Below are 19,808 nucleotides of genomic sequence, written 5' to 3' on the forward strand. Positions count from 1 at the left end.
GGCGGGTGCACCGAGGCCGCCCGGCCACCTTGTTTTCGACTCCGGGCAGTCCCGGCCTATCGAGGGAAGGAATCCATTGAGCGACACCACCGACGTGACGTCGGATGTTTCCAACGTCGCTGGCGATGCCACCACCGCCGCCGCCCCCGCCCGTCGTCGGCGCAGCGGCACCGGCCTGTCGGCGATGCTGCTGCCGGAGCTGCAGAGCCTGGCCGCGTCGCTCGGCATCTCGGGCACGGCCCGCATGCGTAAGGGCGAGCTGATCAGCGCGATCTCCGAGCGGCAGGGCGGCGCCACCGCCGGGACCCCTCGACCGCGGGCCGAGGCCGCTGCCGCTCCCGCCCGTGAAGAGGCCCGCGCCGAGGTCCGCGAGAGCGCCGAGCGGCCGGCGGCCGGGCGGCGTACCGCGGAGCAGGCTCCGACGGAGCCGGCGGCGGCCGAGGCCGAGCCCCGTGGCCGGACCCGGCGCAGCCGGGCCGCCACCTCCGAGGCGCGGGCCGCGGAGGCCCGTCCGGCGGAGGTCCGTGAGGCGGAGGCTCGTGGGGCGGAGGCCGTCCGTCCGACGGAGGTTCGTCCGGCGGAGACGCGCGCGGACGAGGCCGAGGCCGGCGAGCGTGCCGACCGTGGCCGTGAGCGCGGCGACCGTGCCGAACGGGGCGAGCGTGCGGAGCGGGGCGAGCGTGCCGAGCGCGGCGACCGTGCCGAGCGCGGCGACCGCAACGAGCGCGGTGACCGCGCTGAGCGGAGTGACCGTGCCGAGCGTGCGGAGCGGAGTGACCGTGCCGAGCGTGCGGAGCGGAGTGACCGCGGCGAGCGCGGTGACCGTGCCGAGCGGGGCGACCGCAACGAGCGGGGCGACCGCGGCGAGCGTGCGGAGCGCGGTGACCGCAACGAGCGGGGCGAGCGTGCCGATCGGGGCGACCGTGACCGCAACGAGCGCGGCGACCGGGGCCAGCGCGTCGAGCGTGACAACGACGGCGACGACGACGAGAGCGGCGGCCGGCGTGGCCGGCGCAGCCGGTTCCGGGACCGCCGCCGTGGCCGTGGTGAGCGCGCCGAGGGCGGCGACGGTGGCCGCGATGGTGGCCGCGACGGCGGGCGCGAGCCGCAGGTCGGCGAGGACGACGTGCTCGTCCCGGTGGCCGGCATCATCGACGTGCTCGACAACTACGCGTTCGTACGGACCACCGGCTACCTGGCCGGCCCGAACGACGTCTACGTCTCCATGTCGCAGATCAAGAAGTACGGCCTGCGGCGTGGCGACGCCATCACCGGTGCGGTGCGCGCCTCGCGCGACGGCGAGCAGCGGCGGGACAAGTACAACCCGCTGGTGCGGCTGGACACCATCAACGGGATGGAGCCGGACGAGGCGAAGCGCCGGCCGGAGTTCTACAAGCTCACCCCGCTCTACCCGCAGGAGCGCCTGCGGCTGGAGACCGAGCCGCACATCCTCACCACCCGGGTCATCGACCTGGTCATGCCGCTCGGCAAGGGCCAGCGCGCGCTGATCGTGTCGCCGCCTAAGGCGGGTAAGACGATGGTGCTCCAGGCCATCGCGAACGCGATCACGCACAACAACCCGGAGTGCCACCTGATGGTGGTGCTGGTGGACGAGCGGCCCGAAGAGGTCACCGACATGCAGCGGTCGGTGAAGGGCGAGGTCATCGCGGCGACGTTCGACCGTCCGCCGCAGGACCACACCACGGTGGCCGAGCTGGCGATCGAGCGGGCGAAGCGCCTGGTCGAGTTGGGCCACGACGTGGTCGTGCTGCTCGACTCGGTGACCCGCCTCGGTCGGTCGTACAACCTGGCGGCGCCGGCCAGCGGCCGGATCATGTCGGGTGGTATCGACTCCACCGCGCTCTACCCGCCGAAGCGCTTCCTGGGTGCGGCCCGCAACATCGAGAACGGCGGCTCGCTGACCATCCTCGCCACCGCGCTGGTGGAGACCGGGTCCATGGCGGACACGGTCATCTTCGAGGAGTTCAAGGGCACCGGCAACGCGGAGCTGAAGCTGGACCGGAAGATCGCCGACAAGCGCATCTTCCCGGCCATCGACATCCACCCGTCCGGCACGCGCAAGGAGGAGATCCTGCTCGCGCCGGAGGAACTGGCCATCATCCACAAGCTCCGGAAGGTCCTGCACTCGCTGGACTCGCAGGCGGCGCTGGACCTGCTGCTGGACAAGCTCAAGCAGACCCGCACCAACATCGAGTTCCTGATGCAGATCGCCAAGTCGACGCCAGGGGAGTGATCCTCCCCGGGTGAGACAGCGAGAAGGGCACGGCCACGAGGCCGTGCCCTTCTCGCGTCCCCGCCCGTCGGTGTCGTGGCTTCGATGCCGCATGCCGGGCGTTGGGTGCCCGGCGTCGCGTGCCGCGTGCCGGGCGTCTGGTGCTGCCTACCGCACACGGGCAGCCGGGCGTTCCACCTTGCCAGCTCGCGTCCGTGACGATCAGTAACCTCCGCATCGGAGAGCCCTCGTTGTGACTCTACGTGACTAAATTTGGGTGCGTGCAGAGCTTGCCGCCCCGGCGTTCGCTGCCGATGGCCCGTGACCAGGTAATTCGTCGGGGGGTGTGATCCGACCGCACCATCCTCCAGTTCCCCTTTGCTCTGCATCCACATAGGCACCGCTTACATGGCGTGTCCGGTGCGGATATGGATGCAGAGCAAAGGGGACGGAGCGAGGGGTGGGGCGGCGCGGAGTCGACCACTCTCCGTGACCGAATGTGGGTGGCCGTGCGGCCCCGGGCGCACGCCGCAGGGCGGCCCCGAGCGCACGCGCGGTGTGGGTGGCCGTGGACCCCGAGCGCACGTCGCGGCGTGGCCCCCGAGCCCGCGCTGCGCGGATCGTGGGGTGCGGCGGTGAGGTCCGTGGGTGCAGCGGCGGGGCGCGCGGATGCGGCACGTGCTGCCGGCAATGGCGGAGACGACCGGCGGCAGGGTGGAGTTTTCCTTCGCTTTAGCCGGCAGGTATTGAAACTTCTATTCACCGTCCGGTTGACTGTCGCCCATGCGTACCCGCAGACGATCCGCCCGGCTCGCAGGCGTCCTGCTGCTGACGCCGCTGCTCACCCTGGCCGGCACTGTGCCGGCGAACGCCGGTGCGCCCGCCCCGGCCACCGACCCGTCCCTCACCGTCGCCGAGGACGCACCGCGCGCCTCCTCGTACTCCGCGGGCTCCGTGACGCTCGCCGGCGACCCGGCCGCGAGCATGTCGGCCACCGCGGCCCCGACCGGCGTCGAGCCGGCCGGCGGGCTGGAGACGGCGAAGACCACCCGCCCGGTCGCCCCGGGCCTGAATCTGACCTCCTTCGACCGGTACGACGCCGACGGCTGGCTGCGCGCGGACGCGCTGACCGCCGACCTCACCGGCGGTCTCACCGTGGACTACGTCAACTCCGGCGCGGTCAGCCGGGCCGAGCCGCTGCGCGGCGCCGTCGACGCGGCCCGTGCGGTCGCCGCAGTCAACGGCGACTTCTTCGACATCAACAATTCCGGTGCCGCCCAGGGCGTCGGCGTCCGCGACGGCCAGCTGGTCCAGTCCGCGGTCAGCGGGCACCGCAACGCCGTCGCGATCACCACCGAGGGGCTCGGCCGGGTCATCGAGGTGAACTTCGACGGCACCGCGACCCTGCCGACCGGTCCGGTGACGCTGACCCAGTTCAACAACATGATCCAGGCGAACGGGATCGGCGTGTTCACCGCGCTCTGGGGGTCGTACACCCGGCAACGTGCGGTCGAGGGCGCCGCCCGCGTCACGGAGGTCACGGTGGTCGACGGCCGCGTCGCCACCGTCGCCGGCACGGCCGGAAGCGGGGCGGTCCCGGCCGGGACCACCGTGCTGCTCGGCCGCGACGCCGGCGCGGACGCCCTCGCCGGGCTGCGCCCCGGCGACGCGGTGACCGTCGCCTACCGGCCCAAGCCGGCCGACGGCAGCAACCTGCACGCGGCCGTCGGCGGCGGCAACGTGCTGGTCCGCGACGGGGTGGTGCAGAGCATCGCCGACGCGTCGCTGGCCCCGCGCACGTCCGTCGGCTTCTCCGCCGACGGCCGGCGCATGATCATGCTCACGGTGGACGGCCGGCAGGTCGACAGCCGGGGCGTCACCCAGACCGAGATGGGCCGCATGATGGCCGAGCTCGGCGCGCACCACGCGCTCAACCTCGACGGCGGCGGCTCCTCGACGCTGCTTGCCCGGGAACCGGGCGCGGCGGCCGTGCAGGTGGAGAACAGCCCGTCCGACGGCAGCGAGCGGGCCGTGCCCAACGGCCTGGCCATCTACGCGCCCAAGGGCAGCGGCCGGCTCACCGGGTACTGGCTGGAGACCGCCAGCGACCCGACCACCGCCCCCGGCGTCGCGCCGGTGCGCGGCGGCCGGCCCGACCGCGTCTTCCCCGGCCTGACCCGCCAGCTCACCGCCGCCGGCCACGACGAGACGTACGGCCCGGCGGCCGGCGCGCCGACGTGGCGGGCCAACCCGGCGGTGCACGGCGTCGTCGACGGCAAGGGCCGCTTCCGGGCCCTCCTGCCCGGAAGCACCACGGTCACCGCCTCGCGGGGCGCGGCCCGTGGCACCCTCGACCTGACCGTGCTCGGGCCGCTGGCCCGGATCGACTCCACGGTGGAGCGGGTCGGCCTGACCGGCGCGCAGGGCAGCGCGCTGTTCGGCGTCGTCGGCTACGACGCCGAGGGCAACACCGCCCCCATCGAGCCGGCCGACCTGAAGCTCGACTACGACAAGGACCTGCTGAAGATCGCCCCGACCGTCGACGGCAACCTCGCCGTCACCGCCCTGCGGGACACCGGCTCGGCGCTGGTCACCGTCCACGTCGGCCGGAGCAGCACCGTCCTGCCGGTCACCGTCGGGCTGACCGACGTGCCGGTGGCCGGCTTCGACGACGCGGCGGCCTGGAAGTTCAGCCAGGCGCGGGCCAGCGGCGCGGTCGCGCCCGCGCCGGGCCGCACCGGCACGGGCCTGAAGATGACGTACGACTTCAGCCAGTCCACCGGCACCCGGGCCGCGTACGCGGACCCGCCCGCCTGGATCGCGGTGCCCGGCCAGCCGCAGGCGTTCGGCATGTGGATCCACGGCAACGGCACGGGCGAGTGGCCCAGCCTGCACCTGCACGACGCGCAGGACACCCAGCACGTGCTGCGCGGCCCGCTGATCACCTGGACGGGCTGGAAGTACGTCGAGTTCGCCGTCCCCGCCGGGGTGCAGTACCCGGTGCGGATCCGCCGGTTCTACGTGGCGGAGACCAACGCCGCCGCGCAGTACCGCAGCGAGGTCATCATCGACGACCTGGTGGCGAAGGTGCCGCCGACGGTCGACGTGCCGGCCGAGAAGCCGCGTACCGACCGGGTGGTGCTGCGCAACGGCACGGTGGACGGGGCGCCCTGGCGCTTCGCCGTCCTGTCCGACGCGCAGTTCGTCGCGGCGAACCCGGACAGCGACCTGGTCGCCCAGGCCCGCCGTACGCTCCGCGAGGTCAAGGCCGCGAAGCCGGACTTCCTGGTGATCAACGGCGACTTCGTGGACACCGCCTACCCGGCCGACTTCGCGCTCGCCAAGCGGCTGTTGGACGAGGAACTCGGCGGCGAGGTGCCGTACTACTACGTGCCCGGCAACCACGAGATCATGGGCGCCCCGATCGCCAACTTCCGGGCCGCCTTCGGCGACACCGAGCGCACCTTCGACCACAAGGGCACCCGGTTCGTCACGCTCAACTCGTCGACGGGCTCGCTGCGCGGCGGCGGCTTCGACCAGGTACGGATGCTGCGCGAGGCGCTCGACTCGGCGACCGGTGACCCGGCCGTCAACTCGGTGGTCGTGCTGCACCACCATCCGCCGCGCGACCCCAGCCCGGCCAAGGCCAGCCAGCTCGGCGACCGGAAGGAGGCGGCCCTGCTGGAGCAGTGGTTGGCCGACTTCCAGCACCGCACCGGCAAGGGCGCCGCGTTCGTCGGCGGGCACGTCGGCACCTTCCACGCCGACCGGGTCGACGGGGTGCCGTACCTGATCAACGGCAACTCGGGCAAGAACCCCTCCACCCCTGCCGACCAGGGCGGCTTCACCGGGTGGACCGAGTTCGGGGTGGACCCGGTGAGCCCGGCCGAGGCCGACCGGGCCCGGCGCAACCCCCTCGTCGAGGGCCCGCGCTGGGTCGCCGCCGAGACGCACGCGCACGTCGACGCGCTCACGCTGACCGCCCCGGCCAGCGTGGCGGTCGGTGCCCCGGCGACGGTCACCGCCACGGTGACCCAGCCCGGCGGGCGTACGGTGCCGGTGGCGGCGCCGGTGAGCGCGGACTGGTCCGCCTCGCCCAACGTGCACGTCGGCTCGATCCTCGGGCTGAAGCCCTGGCACGTGGCCCGCTTCGACCCGGCCACCGGCAAGCTCACCGCCCTGCGCCCCGGCGCGCAGGTCAAGCTGGCCGTCGCGGTCAACGGCGCGCGGGCGGAGGCGACCGTCACCCTGACGGCCGCCGCCGCGGCCCCCGCCGCCTGAGGTGTAAGGAAGGGCACCTTCCTATCGCCCAGGCGATAGGAAGGTGCCCTTCCTTACACCCGCGAGCGCTCAGAAGTCGCCCTCGGCGACCTGGAAGACGGTGAGGCCGAGGGCGCGCCACATCCGCACCACCTGCTGGCGGTCGTCGAAGACGCCGACCACCCGGTAGCGGTCCGCGATCTCGCGCTCGTAGATCTCCCGCTTGACCACGGAGTCCTTCCGGTTGTCGCCGACGGCGCGCAGGTGCAGCCCGAGGTAGGGGACCCGGACGTGTCGGGCCAGCCACGCCTCGGTGGCGGCGCGGGCGGTGGCGTCCCGGCCCGAGCAGAACACCACCCCGTACCCGGCGGCGTGCATCGCCCGGACCGCCGCGATCACCGCCGGGTTGGGCTCGTCCTCGGCGACCCGGGTCATGTCGTACGGGCTGCGCGAGACGTTCAGCGCGACCGTGCCGTCGATGTCGACAAGCACGATCTCCGGCGGCTCGGTCGACGGGGCGTGCACCGTGGCGGGCCGCCCCGTCCGGGCCTGCGGCACGGGCAGCGGCAGCGTACGACCCTCCAGGTAGCGCTCGTACAGCCGGCGGATCCACGCCTCGCCGACCCGGTCGGCCTCGGGGCGGGCGGCGTCGCGGCGCAGGCACTCCGCGAGCGGCACGTCGGTGAAGTCGTGCACCTCGAACCCGGCGCCGTGCCGGGCGGCCAGGTCGGCCCAGTCGCGCAGGGTCCGCGAGCGCAGGTTGGTGTCGTCGACGCAGACGTCGGCGCGGGCCCGCAGCAGCGCCTCGACCTGGGCCCGCTGCACGACGGTGACCTGCCACTCCGCCCACTGGGTGAACAGCCGCTCGCCGTGCAGCATGCGGCGCAGGTCGTCGCGGTTCACGCGGACCACGGAGGGCTGGAGGGTCTGGGCGAACGTGGTCTTGCCGGAGGCGGGCAGCCCCCGGGTGGCGATCAGGCGGGCCATCGGCTCCTCCGTGTCGTACGTCGTCGGCGGTCCCGCCGTCCGCGCCGCGTGCCCCGGGCGGGGCACGACGCCGACGCCGGCCGTGCCGGGACGAATGCCCGGCCAGACGTCGGGAATGCGGGAGGTGGGGCGTGCGTTGTCGATGCCGGACCAGCCGTGCGGCCCGACTGCCGGGTCGGCGTACGCCCATGGCACACTGGTCAATCGGCCACCGGTTCCGGTTCACGCCCGAGCCCGTCGCGCGCCGCGACGGACACCGACGGCGACCCGGCGACCATCCACGAGAGGACCGAGGCGAGATGAAGTCCAACATCCACCCGGAGTACGTGACCACCGAGGTCAGCTGCTCCTGCGGTAACACGTTCACCACCCGCAGCACCGCCAAGGGCGGCTCGATCCACGTCGAGACCTGCAGCGCCTGCCACCCGTTCTACACCGGCAAGCAGCGCGTCCTGGACACCGCGGGCCGGGTGGCGAAGTTCCAGCAGAAGTACGCCAAGGTTCAGGCCAAGAAGGCCAAGTAGCTCCTCGTTCGGCGCCCGCGTCCGGTTTCGTGCCGGACGCGGGCGCCGTCCGTATTCCCCCTGGTCCTGCCCCGTCCCCGTCGAAGGAGCCTCCCCCGCATGAGCAGCGAGCGCCTGGCCGCCCTCCTCGACGAGTACGCCGAGCTGGAGAAGCGGCTGGCGGACCCGGCCATCCACGCCGACCAGGGCACTGCCCGCCGGGTCGGCCGCCGGTACGCCGAGCTGGTTCCGCTGCACAAGGCGGCCGGGGAGCTGGAGCAGGCCCGCGCCGACCTGGCCGCCGCCCGGGAGCTGGTCGCCGAGGACGCGTCCTTCGCCGCCGAGGCCGAGTCGATCGCGGAGAGCCTGCCGGCGCTGGAGCAGCGGCTGGCGGAACTGCTGATCCCGCGCGACCCGCACGACGCCAAGGACGTGATCGTCGAGATCAAGGCGGGCGAGGGCGGCGAGGAGTCCGCCCTGTTCGCCGGTGACCTGCTGCGGATGTACACCCGCTACGCCGAGCGGCGCGGCTGGCTCACCGAGGTGCTAGACGCCCAGGACTCGGACCTGGGCGGGGTGAAGGACGTCTCGCTGGCGATCAAGACCAAGGGCGTGCCCGAGGGCGGCAACGGCGTCTGGTCCCGGCTCAAGTGGGAGGGCGGCGTGCACCGGGTGCAGCGCGTACCGGTCACCGAGTCGCAGGGCCGCATCCACACGAGCGCCGCCGGGGTGCTGGTGCTGCCGGAGGCCGAGGACGTCGACGTCACCATCGACCCGAACGAGCTGCGCATCGACGTGTTCCGCTCGTCGGGCCCCGGCGGCCAGTCGGTGAACACCACCGACTCGGCGGTACGGATCACGCACGTGCCGACCGGCATCGTGGTCTCCTGCCAGAACGAGAAGTCCCAGTTGCAGAACCGGGAGCAGGCGATGCGGATCCTGCGCGCCCGGCTGCTGGCGGCGGCCCAGGAGCAGGCCGACGCGGCCGCCTCGGACGCCCGCAAGGCGCAGGTGCGCACCGTGGACCGTTCCGAGCGGATCCGCACGTACAACTTCCCGCAGAACCGGATCACCGACCACCGGATCGGCTACACCGCGTACAACCTGGACCTGGCGCTCGCCGGTGACCTGGACGGGGTTCTCGACGCCCTCGCCGAGGCCGACCGCGCCGCCCGCCTGGCCGGCGACACCGAGCTGACCCGCCGCTGACCCCCGGGGCCCGACGGGGCGGCCGGGGTCAGGAGGCGCGCGGGCGGGTCTTCGCCGCCAGCATCGCGCGGTCGGCGGCCTCGAACGCGGTGCCGAGGGCGTCGCGCAGGCCCGGGCCGGTGGCGCCCACCTCGGCGAAGCCGACGCTGACCCCGACCGGCGTGCCGGGGACCAGCGACTCCCAGTCCTCGGTGCGCACCGCGGCGTCGATGCGGCGGCCCACCTCGGCCGCCTCGGTCATCCCGGCTCCGGGCAGCACCACCACGAACTCGTCCCCGCCGTAGCGGGCCACGAAGTCGCCCCGGCGCATCACCCGGTTGATCACCCCGGCGATGCGCTGGAGCACCAGGTCGCCGGAGTGGTGCCCGTGCCGGGTGTTGACGGCCTTGAAGCCGTCCAGGTCGCAGACGCCGATCACCACCCGGTCGCCGTGGGCGACCAGGGTGGCGATGTAGCGCTCCAGCCGCCGCCGGTTGGGCAGCCCGGTCAGCGGGTCGGTCAACGCCTCGCCCTCGAAGCGGGCCGCCTCGCGGCGCATCTCCTCGTGGTCGATGCGGGCGGCGATGCCGTCGATGTAGACGTCGCGGAGCCGGTCGTTGCGCTGGGCGGCCAGCCGGAACGCCAGCCGGTCGGCCCGGTGCGCGCCCGCGTGGTCGCCGGCGCGGGCCAGGGCGATGCTGCGCAGCCGGGCCGGTTCGGCCGCGCCCAGCGTCTCCGTGGAGACCTGGACGGTGTCCAGCCGGGTGACTGCCTCGATCGGCCGTCCCTCGGCGACGGCCAGGCAGACCTGGCCGAGCTGGCGCATGTCGCGGGCGCGGGCGCTGTCGCCACCGTGGCCGAGCAGCCGGGCCGGGCCGGCCTGCGGGTCGACGTCCCACCGGTCGCCGAGGGCCGCCCGCCGGGCGGCGGCGTAGCCGTACGCGGCCAGGCTGCTGGGGCGCAGCTTCCCGGCCCGCCCGCTGCCCAGGAACCGGTCCAGGTCGGCGGCGACGTCGCGCAGCACCCGCAGGCAGCCGTCGCTGTCGCCGTTGTGGTCCAAGGCGACGGCGTTGCGCAGTCGGATCCCGGGGGCGGCGAAGGTCTCCTCCGGGATCTCGGCGGCGCTGCCGAGCTGCCGCGCCCGTTCGATGGCGCCGAGGGCGTAGCCGTGGAAGCTGAGGTACGAGTAGGCCATCGCCAGGTCGTGCCAGCCCCACGCGGTGTCCCGGTCGGCGTCCGCCACGGCGCCCAACGCCCGGGCGGCCTTCACCAGGTGGGTGACGCAGCGGTCCAGCGCGCCCTGGTGGTGCGCGGCGAGGGCGGCCAGCGCGTTGAGGTGCCCGAGCAGGTAGGGCTCGGCGAGGTCGCGGACGGCGGTGGAGGCCTCCTCGACGGCCCGGGTGTACTCCGCCGTCCGCCCGAGGTTGATCACCGCGGAGAGGCGTTGCACCAGGGCGTCGGCCCGCGCGTACGGGTCGGTGGTGGTGGCGACGACCCGGTCGAGGATCGCGTACGCCTCGGCGGAGCGGCTGGACTCCTGGAGGGCCCGCGCCCGCGTCAGGGCGTCAACCTGGTCGGTGACCCGGTCGAGCCAACCCACCGCGACCTCCTGTCGGTGTGCGTCCGGACGCATCCGCTCGTGATGTCCAGCGCGACGCCCCATGATTATCTCGTGACCACCGTGCCGCAACACCCGTCCGAAGGGACGAGACGGCAGCGCCCTTCCGTGGCGTTGGCCCGGGCGTCCCGGGCCCTCGCCGACGCCGGTATCGCCTCGCCCCGCGCCGAGGCGGAGCAGTTGGCCGCGTACGTGCTGGCGGTGCCCCGGGGGCGGCTGGCGCTGGCCGACGACCTCACGGCCGACCAGCTCGACCGGTTCGACGAGCTGGTCGCGCGGCGGGCCGGGCGGGAACCGTTGCAGCATCTCACGGGCAGCGCCGGCTTCCGGCACCTGGAACTGGCCGTCGGGCCGGGCGTCTTCGTGCCCCGGCCCGAGACGGAGCTGCTCGCCGGCTGGGGGATCGCGCAGGGCCGACGCCTCGGCGCCGCGCTGGTGGTGGACCTGTGCAGCGGCTCGGGGGCGATCGCCCTCTCGGTGGCCCAGGAGCTGCCGGCGGCCCGGGTGGTGGCGGTGGAACGGTCGGCGGCAGCGCTGCCCTGGCTGCGGCGCAACGCGGCGGCCCGCGCCGAGGCGGGGGACCGGCCGATCGAGGTGGTGGCGGCGGACGTCACCGCCGCCGACCTGCTCGCCGACCTGGTGGGCCGGGTCGACGTGCTGCTCTGCAACCCGCCGTACGTGCCGTCGGGGGTGGCCGTACCCCCGGAGGTGGGCCGGCACGATCCGGCGAACGCGGTCTTCGGCGGTGGGGACGGCCTGGCGGTGATCCGCCCGGTGATCGCGCGGGCGGCGGCGCTGCTGCGCCCGGGTGGCGTCTTGGGCGTGGAGCACGACGACACGCACGGCACGGTGGTGCCCGACCTGCTCGCCGCGGACGGCCGGTTCGAGGCGGTCGCCGACCACCCGGACCTGACCGGACGGCCCCGCTTCGCGACCGCGTCCCGCCGGGCGGACGGCCAGCACGCCGCCGTCGCCGCGACGTGGCAGACTGACTCCTCGTGATGCTCTACGACTGCCGGTCGCCCGCCGACCGGGACCGCGGCATCGCCGCTGCCATCGAGGCGGTCAAGAACGGCGAGCTGGTCGTCCTGCCGACCGACACGGTCTACGGGATCGGCGCGGACGCGTTCACCCCTTACGCGGTCAAGGCCCTGCTGGACGCCAAGGGTGGCCGTCAGGTGCCGCCGCCCGTGCTGATCGGCTCCCGGCACACCCTCGACGGCCTGGTCTACTCGCTGCCCCAGGCGGCCCGGGACCTCGTCGAGGCGTTCTGGCCCGGGGCGCTGACCATCATCGTGACGCACTCGCCCAGCCTGCGCTGGGACCTCGGCGACTCCTCCGGGACGGTGGCGGTGCGGATGCCGCTGCACCCGGTGGCGCTGGAGGTGCTGCGCGAGACCGGCCCGATGGCGGTCGCCTCGGCCAACAAGACCGGCCAGCCGGCCGCCCTCACCGCCGAGGAGGCCCGCGACCAGCTCTCCTACTCGGTGCGGGCCTACCTGGAGGCCGGGCCCTGCCCGGACCCGGTGCCGAGCACGATCGTGGACCTCACCGGCGAGGTGCCGCAGGTCCTCCGCCAGGGCGCCGTCGGGTTGGAGAAGCTCCGCGACGTGGTGCCCGACATCCTCGTCGGCCAGGGGGTCTGAGTGCCTCCGTTCACCGTGCTGCACGTGTGCATGGGCAACATCTGCCGCTCCCCGATGGCCGAGCGGCTGCTGGCCCTCGCCGTCCGGGAACGGCTCGCCCGCCGCGAGGTCGACCCGGCGCGCGCCGACGAGCTGCTGCACAGCCACAGCGCCGGCACCGGTGGCTGGCACGCCGGCGAGGAGATGAACCCGCCGGCGTCACGCCAGGTGACCTCCCGGGGCGGCAGCGTCGCCGGCTTCGCCGCGCGCAAGCTGCGGTCGGACCACATCGACGCCGCCGACCTCGTCCTCACCGCCACCGCCGACCAGCAGGAGTACGTGGTGGCGCTGCGCCCCGACGCCGAGTCGCGCACGTTCGTGCTGGGCGAGTTCGGCCGGCTGCTCGCCGGCGTGGACGCCGCCGCGCTGCCGGCGGCCGGGGCGACCCCCGACGCGGTGTACGCGCGCGGCGTGGCCCTGGTGGAGGCCGCCCACGCCGCCCGGCTGGGCACCACCTCGCTGCCCACCGACGATCTCGACGATCCGTGGGGGCGCGGCGACCAGTGCTTCAGCCGGGTCGCCGACGAGATCGAGGAGAGCGTCCACCCCCTCGCCGCGGTGCTGCTGCCGTAACCCGCCCGGGTTACCCGCCCGCGTGAGTTTCCTGCGGGTTTGGGGGAAAGGGGCGGTCCAGAGGGGCTTTCGGGTCATTCTGAGTGGGTCCTGACCGGCTCCTGCGGGGAGAGCTGATGACCCGGGCACGCCTCGACAAAGTGTTCACCGTGCTGCTCGCCGGCTCGCTGGCCGGGCTGGCGCTCGCGGTGGCGGCCCTCCCGGCCGCGCTGGTCTTCGGGATCGGGTTCTCGGCGCTCGCCGCGCCGTACTCGGAGTTGCCGAACACGCTGCGCACGCCGCCCACGCCCCAGCGCTCGAACCTCTACGCCAACGACGGCAAGACGCTGATCACCTCCTTCTACCAGGAGGACCGGGTGGACGTGCCGCTGGCCGAGGTGGCGCCGGTGATGCGGCAGGCGGTCATCGCCGCCGAGGACACCCGGTTCCACGAGCACAGCGGGGTCGACCTGCGCGGCGTGGCGCGGGCCTTCACCGTGAACCGGGGGGCCGGGGAGACCCGGCAGGGCGCGTCCACGCTGACCATGCAGTACGTCCGCAACGTGCTCAGCAACGACCCCCGGCTGAGCGAGCGGCAGCGCGCCGCCGCCACCGAGCTCAGCACCGCGCGCAAGATCCAGGAGATGCGGTACGCGCTGGCCCTGGAGCGGGAGCTGAGCAAGGACGAGATCCTCGCCCGCTACCTGAACATCGCCTACTTCGGCGCTGGCGCGTACGGGGTGGGCGCCGCGAGCCGCCGCTACTTCTCGAAGCCGCCGGCGGACCTCACCCTGGCCGAGGCGGCGCTGCTGGCCGGCCTGGTCCGCTCCCCGCACACCGACGACCCGATCAACGGCGACGCGGACGCGGCGGTCGCCCGCCGGGCGTACGTGCTGGACCGGCTGGTGGAGTCCGGGCAGGTCCCGGCCGAGGCGGCGGACCGGGCCAGGGCGGAGCAGTTGAAGCTGCGCCCCAGCCAGACGCCGAACGACTGCACGGCGGTGCCGGCGGAGCACAACGACTGGGGCTTCTTCTGCGACTGGTTCACCCGCTGGTGGAACGCCCAGCCGGCGTTCGGCGCGACGGTCGACGAGCGGCAGCTCACGCTGCGCCGGGGCGGGTTCTCCATCGTCTCCTCGCTCGACCCGGCGGTGCAGCGCGCCACCACCGAGCAGGTGCGCCGGATCTACTCTGTGGACGACCGCCGGGCGGCGCCGACGGCGGTGGTCCAGCCCGGCACGGGCCGGGTCCTCGCGATGGCGGTGAACCGCAACTACGGCGTGGCCGCCAACCCGGCCGGGCAGAAGAACCACCCGAACACGGTCAACCAGCTGGTCGCCGGGGGCGGGGCGATCGAGGGCTACCAGGCCGGTTCCACGTTCAAGGTCTTCACGATGCTGGCCGCGCTGGAGTCCGGGCTGCCGCTGAGCACCGAGTTCGACGCGCCGGAGCGGATCGTGACCGACTACTCGGCGAGCGGGGCGGCGAGCTGCGACGGGTACTGGTGCCCGCGCAACGCCAGCGACCGGATGGACGGCCGGCACACCATGTGGACGGCCTTCGGCGAGTCGGTCAACACGTACTTCGCCTGGCTGACCGAGCGGGTCGGCGCGGACCGGGTGGTGGAGATGGCCGAGCGGCTCGGCATCGTCTTCCGTGCCGAGGACGACGCGCGGCTGGCCCGCCACGGCGCGCGCGAGTGGGGGCCGTTCACCCTCGGGGTATCCGCCACCACCCCGCTCGACCTGGCCGGCGCGTACGCCGCCGTGGCGGCCGAGGGCTCGTGGTGCGCGCCGCTGCCGGTCGTCTCGATCAACGACGCGGCCGGCCGGCCGATGGCCGCCGCACGGCCGCACTGCCGCCAGGCGGTGGACGCGGACGTGGCCCGGGCGGCGGCGGACGCGGCCCGCTGCCCCGTGGGCGACCAGTCCATGTACCGGGAGTGCAGCCTCGGCACCGCCGAGGGGCTGCGTCAGCAGCTCGGGCGGCCGGTGGCGGGCAAGACGGGCAGCTCGGACGGGTACGCGACGGAGACCGTCGTCGCCTTCACCCCGCAGCTCGCGATCGCCTCGATCGCCGCGAACCCCGACGACCCGCGCGACGCGGTGGGCCAGCGGGTGCAGGGGCAGATGGTCGAGGCGGTGGGGGAGGTGCTCGCCTTCGCGCTGCGCGACGAGCCGGTGCGCGACTTCGTGCCGCCCAGCGAGACGACCGCATTCCGGCTCACCGACTCCCGCGCCGGCAACTGAGACCGGCGGGCCGCAGGGGTGCGGGCGGCTCAGCGACGCAGGAACGCGGCGGCGGGCCGGCGGGCCGACTGCTCGGCCTGGCGGGCGATGTTGCGGGCCATCCCGCCGAAGACCACCGCGTGGAAGGGCGCCACCGCCCCCCAGTACGCGTGCCCGGGCAGCCCGCGTGGCAGGAACACCGCCCGCTGCTGGTAGCGGCTGCCGCCGCCATCCATCCGGAACACCCGCATCTCCAGCCAGGCCCGGCCCGGCAGCCGCATCTCGGCGCGCAGCCGCAGCAGCTCGCCGGGCACGATCTCCTCCACCCGCCAGAAGTCCAGCGCCTCGCCGACCTGGAGGCGGTGCGGGTCGCGCCGGCCCCGGCGCAGCCCCACGCCGCCGATCAGCCGGTCCAGCCAGCCGCGGACCGACCAGGCCAGCGGGAACGAGTACCAGCCGTGCTCCCCGCCGACGCCCTCGACGACCCGCCACAGCTCCTCCGGCGGTGCGTGCACCGCCCGTTCGCGGACGTCGGTGTAGGCGGTCCCGCCGGACCACTCCGGGTCGCTGGGCAGCGGCTCGGCCGGCGCGTCGGGGCCGCTCGCGGTCGACCAGCGGGTCTCCACCTCGCCGTCGCGGACCTTCGCCAGGGCCGCCGCGACCGCCTGGTCGAAGCCGGTCAGCCCCTCCGGCGGGTCGGGCACGTACGCGGCGATGTCGTGCTCGTGGGCGACGGCCTCGTGGACCAGGCTCTCCACCAGCGGTCGGGCGATCGCGTTCGGCACCGGCGTGACGAGCCCGACCCAGTGCGAGGAGAGCGACGGCGTCAGCGGTCGCACGGGCACGATCGTCCGCCGGCGCAGTCCGGCCACCCGCGCGTACCGCTGCATCATGTCCTGGAAGGTGAGGATGTCCGGCCCGCCGATGTCGAAGGCGCGGTTGACCTCCGGCGGCAGGTGCGCGCAGCCGGCCAGGTAGCGCAGCACGTCCCGGACGGCGATCGGCTGGATCCGGTTGCGGACCCAGCGGGGGGTGACCATGGCCGGCAGGCGCTCGGTCAGGTAGCGCAGCATCTCGAACGAGGCCGACCCGGACCCGATGATCACCGCGGCCCGCAGCACCGCCGTCGGCACGCCGCTGTCGAGCAGGATCCGTCCCACCTCGGCCCGGGAGCGCAGGTGCGCCGACGGGACCTCCCGGTCCGCCGCCGGCTCCGGCCCGCCCAGGTAGACGATCCGGCGTACGCCGGCGGCGCGCGCGGCCTCGGCGAACCGGGTGGCGGCCTCCCGGTCGGCGGCCTCGAAGCCGGCCTGGCCGAGCGAGTGCACCAGGTAGTAGGCGACGTCCACGCCCTCGAACGCGGCGGGCAGCGTCTCCGGCCCGCGCAGGTCGCCCTCGACGATCTCCGTCCGTGCCGCCCAGGGCACGTCCCGCAGCCGTCCCGCCTTGCGGGCGAGGCAGCGCACCGTGTGCCCCTCGGCCAGCAGCCGGGGCGCCAGCCGCCCGCCGATGTAACCCGTCGCTCCGGTGACCAGGCATCTCACGGTCTCCAGTGTGCGGCCCAATAGACTCTGGCGCTGTGGCTACTGAGACGAGCACCTTCTGGGGGCCGGACTTCGACCAGCTCCGCGCGACCGACCCGGAGATCGCCGGGGTGGTGCTCGGCGAGCTGGACCGGCTCCGGGGCGGCCTGCAACTGATCGCCAGCGAGAACCTCACCTCGCCGGCGGTGCTGGCCGCGCTCGGCTCGACACTGACCAACAAGTACGCCGAGGGCTACCCGGGCCGGCGCTACTACGGCGGCTGCGCCGAGGTCGACCGGGCCGAGGAGATCGGCATCGCGCGGGCGAAGGAGCTCTTCGGCGCGGAGCACGCCAACCTCCAGCCGCACTCGGGGGCGAGCGCCAACCTGGCCGCGTACGCGGCGCTGGTCCAGCCGGGCGACACGGTGCTCGCCATGGACCTGCCGCACGGCGGCCACCTCACCCACGGCAGCCGGGTCAACTTCTCCGGCAAGTGGTTCCACACGGTCGGCTACACCGTCCGGCGCGACACCGAGCTGATCGACTACGACGAGGTACGCGACCTGGCCCTCGCGCACCGGCCCAAGATGATCATCTGTGGGGCGACGGCGTACCCGCGGTTGATCGACTTCGCGCGGTTCCGTGAGATCGCCGACGAGGTCGGGGCGTACCTGATGGTCGACGCCGCGCACTTCATCGGGCTGGTCGCCGGGAAGGCCGTCCCGTCGCCGGTGCCGCACGCCGACGTCGTCTGCCTCACCACGCACAAGGTGCTGCGCGGGCCGCGCGGCGGCATGATCCTGTGCCGGGAGTCGCTGGCCCAGCGCATCGACAAGGCGGTCTTCCCGTTCACCCAGGGCGGCCCGCTGATGCACGTCGTCGCCGCCAAGGCGGTCGCGCTGCGCGAGGCCGCCCAGCCCGAGTTCCGGGCCTACACCGAGCGCGTGGTGGCGAACGCGCGGGCGCTCGCCGCCGGGCTGGCCGACGAGGGGATGCGCCCGGTCTCCGGGGGCACCGACACCCACCTCGCCCTGGTCGACCTGCGCGAGGTCGGGGTCACCGGCGCGGACGCCGAGGCGCGCTGCGACGCCGCCGGCATCACCCTGAACAAGAACGCGGTTCCGTACGACCCGCAGAAGCCGATGGTCGCCTCGGGCATCCGGGTGGGCACCCCGAGCGTGACCACCCAGGGCATGCGCGAGCCGGAGATGCGGCAGGTCGCCTCGCTGATCGCCCGCGCCGTGCGCACCGATCCGGCCGCCCCCGGGGGCGCCGACACCCTCGCCGGGCTCGCCGGCGAGGTCGCCGAGCTGGTCGCCGCCTTCCCGGCGTACCCCCGATGAGCGAGCCGCGCGCGGGCGAGCCGGGTGCCATCCGGTCCCGGCTGCCGCACCTGCGCCTGCCGCTGCTGGCCTGTGCGGTGCTCGCGCTGGTCGGGGTCCCGGCCGCGGCGGTGCTGCGGGGCGGCACCGGCGCGGCCGGCGTGGCCGCCGGGATCGCGCTGGTCGTCGTCAGCTACCTGGTTTCGGGTCTCTCGGTGGCCTGGGCCGACGCCGTCAACCCTCGGATGATCATGTCGGTGGGGCTGGTCACCTACGCCACGAAGATCGTGGTGCTCGGGGTGGCGATGGCCGCCGTGGCGGCCACCGGCTGGCCCGGTCTGCCGGACATGGGGGTGGCCATCATCGCGGCCGTGGTGGTCTGGACGGGCGCCCACCTGGGCTGGGCCCTGCGTACGCCGCTGCCCACATTCGAGCGACGCGGTGAGTGAGCGTTCTGTCGGATCTGCGTCCGGCATTTCGGGCTGCCGCGGCGGGCCGCACGGGAGTAACCTGACCAACGACTTTCGCGCCCGCGCCATGGCCCGCACGCTGTTCGCAGTGTGGGGGGTGCCGCACACTCCCGCGCGCCCCTGCTGATATTGTTCGCCACGTCATGGCCGAAGACCCACACCCCCGCAGGTCCGACGACCCTTCGTCGGAAGGCGCGGCAGGTGCCGTTCTGGGCTACCTACTCGCCGGCATCGTGGTGTGGGGCTTCCTCGGGTGGTTGGCGGAGCGTTTTCTCGATCTGCGAACCGGCGTCGGGGTCGCCCTCGGCATGATCTTCGGCGCGGCCGGAGCGATTTACCTGATCATGAAGAGGCTCAGTGCTTGAGTGCCGGCACGCGCGGGTCTGTCGAGTGCGGAGGATGACACGGTGAGTGGACAGCTCGTCGCCGCCGAGGGGCTTCCCTGGCCCCCCAGCGTCGGAGATTTCTACCCGCCGGACGTGGCTGGCCCCTGGGTCACCAAGTTCGGGATCATGGTCTGGCTCGCGGTCGCGTTGCTGATCATCTTCTTCATGCTCGCCTACCGGAAGCCCAAGCTGGTCCCCGGCAAGGCCCAGTGGTACGCGGAGTCGGTCTACGGCCTGGTCCGGGACAACATCGCCCGCGAGCAGATGGGCAACGCGGGCATCCGCTTCGCGCCCTACTTCACGGTGCTGTTCAGCTTCATCGTGCTGACCAACCTCTTCGCCATCGTGCCCGGGTTGCAGATCTCGCCGAACTCGCACATCGCGTTCCCCATCGTGCTTGCCGCGATCTCCTACGTGATGTACCTCTACATCGGCGCCCGCAAGCACGGTCTCGGCAAGTACCTCAAGATGAGCCTGATCATCCCGAACGTGCCGTGGCCCATGCACATCCTGCTGATCCCGATCGAGTTCATGCAGACGTTCATCGTCCGGCCCGTCACGCTGGCCCTGCGGCTCTTCGCGAACCTGTTCGCCGGCCACCTGCTGCTGCTGGTCTTCACCATCGGCGGCTTCGTGATGCTCAACTCGAGCAGCCTGTTCATCCAGGTGACCTCGGTCTTCTCCTTCCTGATGGCGATCGTGATGGCCTTCTTCGAGGTGCTGGTCGCCGTCCTGCAGGCCTACGTCTTCGTCACGCTGAGCGCGAACTACATCGGAAGTTCGCTCGCCGACGAGCACTGATCGGGCTCGGCGGGCCACCCGGCCCGACCAAGCTTCTGGTACCGACCCGCGT

15 protein-coding genes are annotated in these 19,808 nt (G+C 73.8%); 12 read left to right on the forward strand and 3 right to left on the reverse strand.

Annotation, left to right across the window (positions count from 1 at the left end):
• Positions 1 to 76: 76 nt before the first annotated feature.
• Positions 77 to 2,254 carry a transcription termination factor Rho gene (gene rho / locus EV374_RS02905; protein ID WP_132231185.1) on the forward strand — a complete coding sequence of 726 codons (2,178 nt, stop codon included), beginning with the start codon at positions 77 to 79 and terminating at the stop codon, positions 2,252 to 2,254.
• 762 nt (positions 2,255 to 3,016) lie between these two features.
• Positions 3,017 to 6,514 (forward strand): phosphodiester glycosidase family protein, encoded by a 3,498-nt coding sequence (locus tag EV374_RS02910; RefSeq protein WP_132231186.1) that lies wholly within the window; start codon positions 3,017 to 3,019, stop codon positions 6,512 to 6,514.
• Positions 6,515 to 6,583: 69 nt separating this feature from the next.
• Here EV374_RS02910 and EV374_RS02915 read toward each other — a convergent pair whose 3' ends face one another.
• Entirely contained in the window at positions 6,584 to 7,480 is an 897-nt protein-coding gene (locus EV374_RS02915; protein WP_132231187.1) for a phosphatase domain-containing protein, read from the reverse strand.
• A gap of 299 nt (positions 7,481 to 7,779) precedes the next feature.
• Here EV374_RS02915 and rpmE point away from each other — a divergent pair, with 299 nt between their 5' ends.
• Together rpmE and prfA are read left to right on the forward strand one after the other, a co-directional pair.
• A complete protein-coding gene (rpmE, locus tag EV374_RS02920; protein WP_088998650.1) occupies positions 7,780 to 8,004 on the forward strand; it encodes a 50S ribosomal protein L31 in 225 nt (74 codons plus the stop codon).
• A gap of 99 nt (positions 8,005 to 8,103) precedes the next feature.
• Complete coding sequence (prfA, locus tag EV374_RS02925; RefSeq protein WP_132231188.1) at positions 8,104 to 9,192, forward strand: peptide chain release factor 1; 1,089 nt, start codon at positions 8,104 to 8,106, stop codon at positions 9,190 to 9,192.
• 28 nt (positions 9,193 to 9,220) lie between these two features.
• On the opposite strand, the gene EV374_RS02930 is transcribed toward prfA, so the two are convergent.
• Positions 9,221 to 10,771: a GGDEF domain-containing protein gene (locus EV374_RS02930; protein ID WP_132231189.1), complete on the reverse strand. Its 1,551-nt coding sequence runs from the start codon at positions 10,769 to 10,771 to the stop codon at positions 9,221 to 9,223.
• A gap of 81 nt (positions 10,772 to 10,852) precedes the next feature.
• On the opposite strand from EV374_RS02930, the gene prmC reads away from it, so the two are divergent.
• The 4 genes from prmC to EV374_RS02950 all read left to right on the forward strand — a co-directional run bounded on the left by prmC (position 10,853) and on the right by EV374_RS02950 (position 15,275).
• Positions 10,853 to 11,791 carry a peptide chain release factor N(5)-glutamine methyltransferase gene (gene prmC / locus EV374_RS02935; RefSeq protein ID WP_132231390.1) on the forward strand — a complete coding sequence of 313 codons (939 nt, stop codon included), beginning with the start codon at positions 10,853 to 10,855 and terminating at the stop codon, positions 11,789 to 11,791.
• Positions 11,791 to 12,435 (forward strand): L-threonylcarbamoyladenylate synthase, encoded by a 645-nt coding sequence (locus EV374_RS02940; protein WP_132231392.1) that lies wholly within the window; start codon positions 11,791 to 11,793, stop codon positions 12,433 to 12,435. The genes prmC and EV374_RS02940 overlap by 1 nt, the downstream gene beginning before the upstream one ends.
• Positions 12,436 to 13,047, forward strand: a complete 612-nt coding sequence (locus EV374_RS02945; protein WP_132231190.1) for an arsenate reductase/protein-tyrosine-phosphatase family protein — start codon at positions 12,436 to 12,438, stop codon at positions 13,045 to 13,047.
• 116 nt (positions 13,048 to 13,163) lie between these two features.
• The gene (locus tag EV374_RS02950) at positions 13,164 to 15,275 is read left to right on the forward strand and encodes a transglycosylase domain-containing protein (protein ID WP_132231191.1); all 2,112 of its coding nucleotides are present in this window, start codon (positions 13,164 to 13,166) and stop codon (positions 15,273 to 15,275) included.
• A gap of 29 nt (positions 15,276 to 15,304) precedes the next feature.
• On the opposite strand, the gene EV374_RS02955 is transcribed toward EV374_RS02950, so the two are convergent.
• A complete protein-coding gene (locus EV374_RS02955; RefSeq protein ID WP_132231192.1) occupies positions 15,305 to 16,798 on the reverse strand; it encodes an SDR family oxidoreductase in 1,494 nt (497 codons plus the stop codon).
• A 35-nt stretch (positions 16,799 to 16,833) separates the two neighbouring features.
• Here EV374_RS02955 and EV374_RS02960 point away from each other — a divergent pair, with 35 nt between their 5' ends.
• The 4 genes from EV374_RS02960 to atpB all read left to right on the forward strand — a co-directional run bounded on the left by EV374_RS02960 (position 16,834) and on the right by atpB (position 19,756).
• On the forward strand, positions 16,834 to 18,120 hold the full coding sequence (locus EV374_RS02960; RefSeq protein WP_207913822.1) for a serine hydroxymethyltransferase: 1,287 nt from the start codon (positions 16,834 to 16,836) through the stop codon (positions 18,118 to 18,120).
• On the forward strand, positions 18,117 to 18,548 hold the full coding sequence (locus EV374_RS02965; RefSeq protein WP_132231194.1) for a hypothetical protein: 432 nt from the start codon (positions 18,117 to 18,119) through the stop codon (positions 18,546 to 18,548). The genes EV374_RS02960 and EV374_RS02965 overlap by 4 nt, the downstream gene beginning before the upstream one ends.
• A 164-nt stretch (positions 18,549 to 18,712) precedes the next feature.
• On the forward strand, positions 18,713 to 18,934 hold the full coding sequence (locus tag EV374_RS02970; RefSeq protein ID WP_132231195.1) for a hypothetical protein: 222 nt from the start codon (positions 18,713 to 18,715) through the stop codon (positions 18,932 to 18,934).
• Positions 18,935 to 19,756, forward strand: a complete 822-nt coding sequence (gene atpB / locus EV374_RS02975) for a F0F1 ATP synthase subunit A (RefSeq protein ID WP_132231196.1) — start codon at positions 18,935 to 18,937, stop codon at positions 19,754 to 19,756.
• Positions 19,757 to 19,808 lie beyond the last annotated feature (52 nt).

The sequence above is a fragment of the Micromonospora sp. CNZ303 genome (assembly GCF_004345505.1).

Excerpts from the sequence above, each read along its gene's own strand:
- EV374_RS02910 (WP_132231186.1), top strand. The coding sequence starts at position 3,017 with ATGCGTACCCGCAGACGATCCGCCCGGCTCGCAGGCGTCCTGCTGCTG.
- EV374_RS02915 (WP_132231187.1), bottom strand. The coding sequence starts at position 7,480 with ATGGCCCGCCTGATCGCCACCCGGGGGCTGCCCGCCTCCGGCAAGACC.
- rpmE (WP_088998650.1), top strand. The coding sequence starts at position 7,780 with ATGAAGTCCAACATCCACCCGGAGTACGTGACCACCGAGGTCAGCTGC.
- prfA (WP_132231188.1), top strand. The coding sequence starts at position 8,104 with ATGAGCAGCGAGCGCCTGGCCGCCCTCCTCGACGAGTACGCCGAGCTG.
- EV374_RS02940 (WP_132231392.1), top strand. The coding sequence starts at position 11,791 with ATGCTCTACGACTGCCGGTCGCCCGCCGACCGGGACCGCGGCATCGCC.
- EV374_RS02950 (WP_132231191.1), top strand. The coding sequence starts at position 13,164 with ATGACCCGGGCACGCCTCGACAAAGTGTTCACCGTGCTGCTCGCCGGC.
- EV374_RS02965 (WP_132231194.1), top strand. The coding sequence starts at position 18,117 with ATGAGCGAGCCGCGCGCGGGCGAGCCGGGTGCCATCCGGTCCCGGCTG.
- EV374_RS02970 (WP_132231195.1), top strand. The coding sequence starts at position 18,713 with ATGGCCGAAGACCCACACCCCCGCAGGTCCGACGACCCTTCGTCGGAA.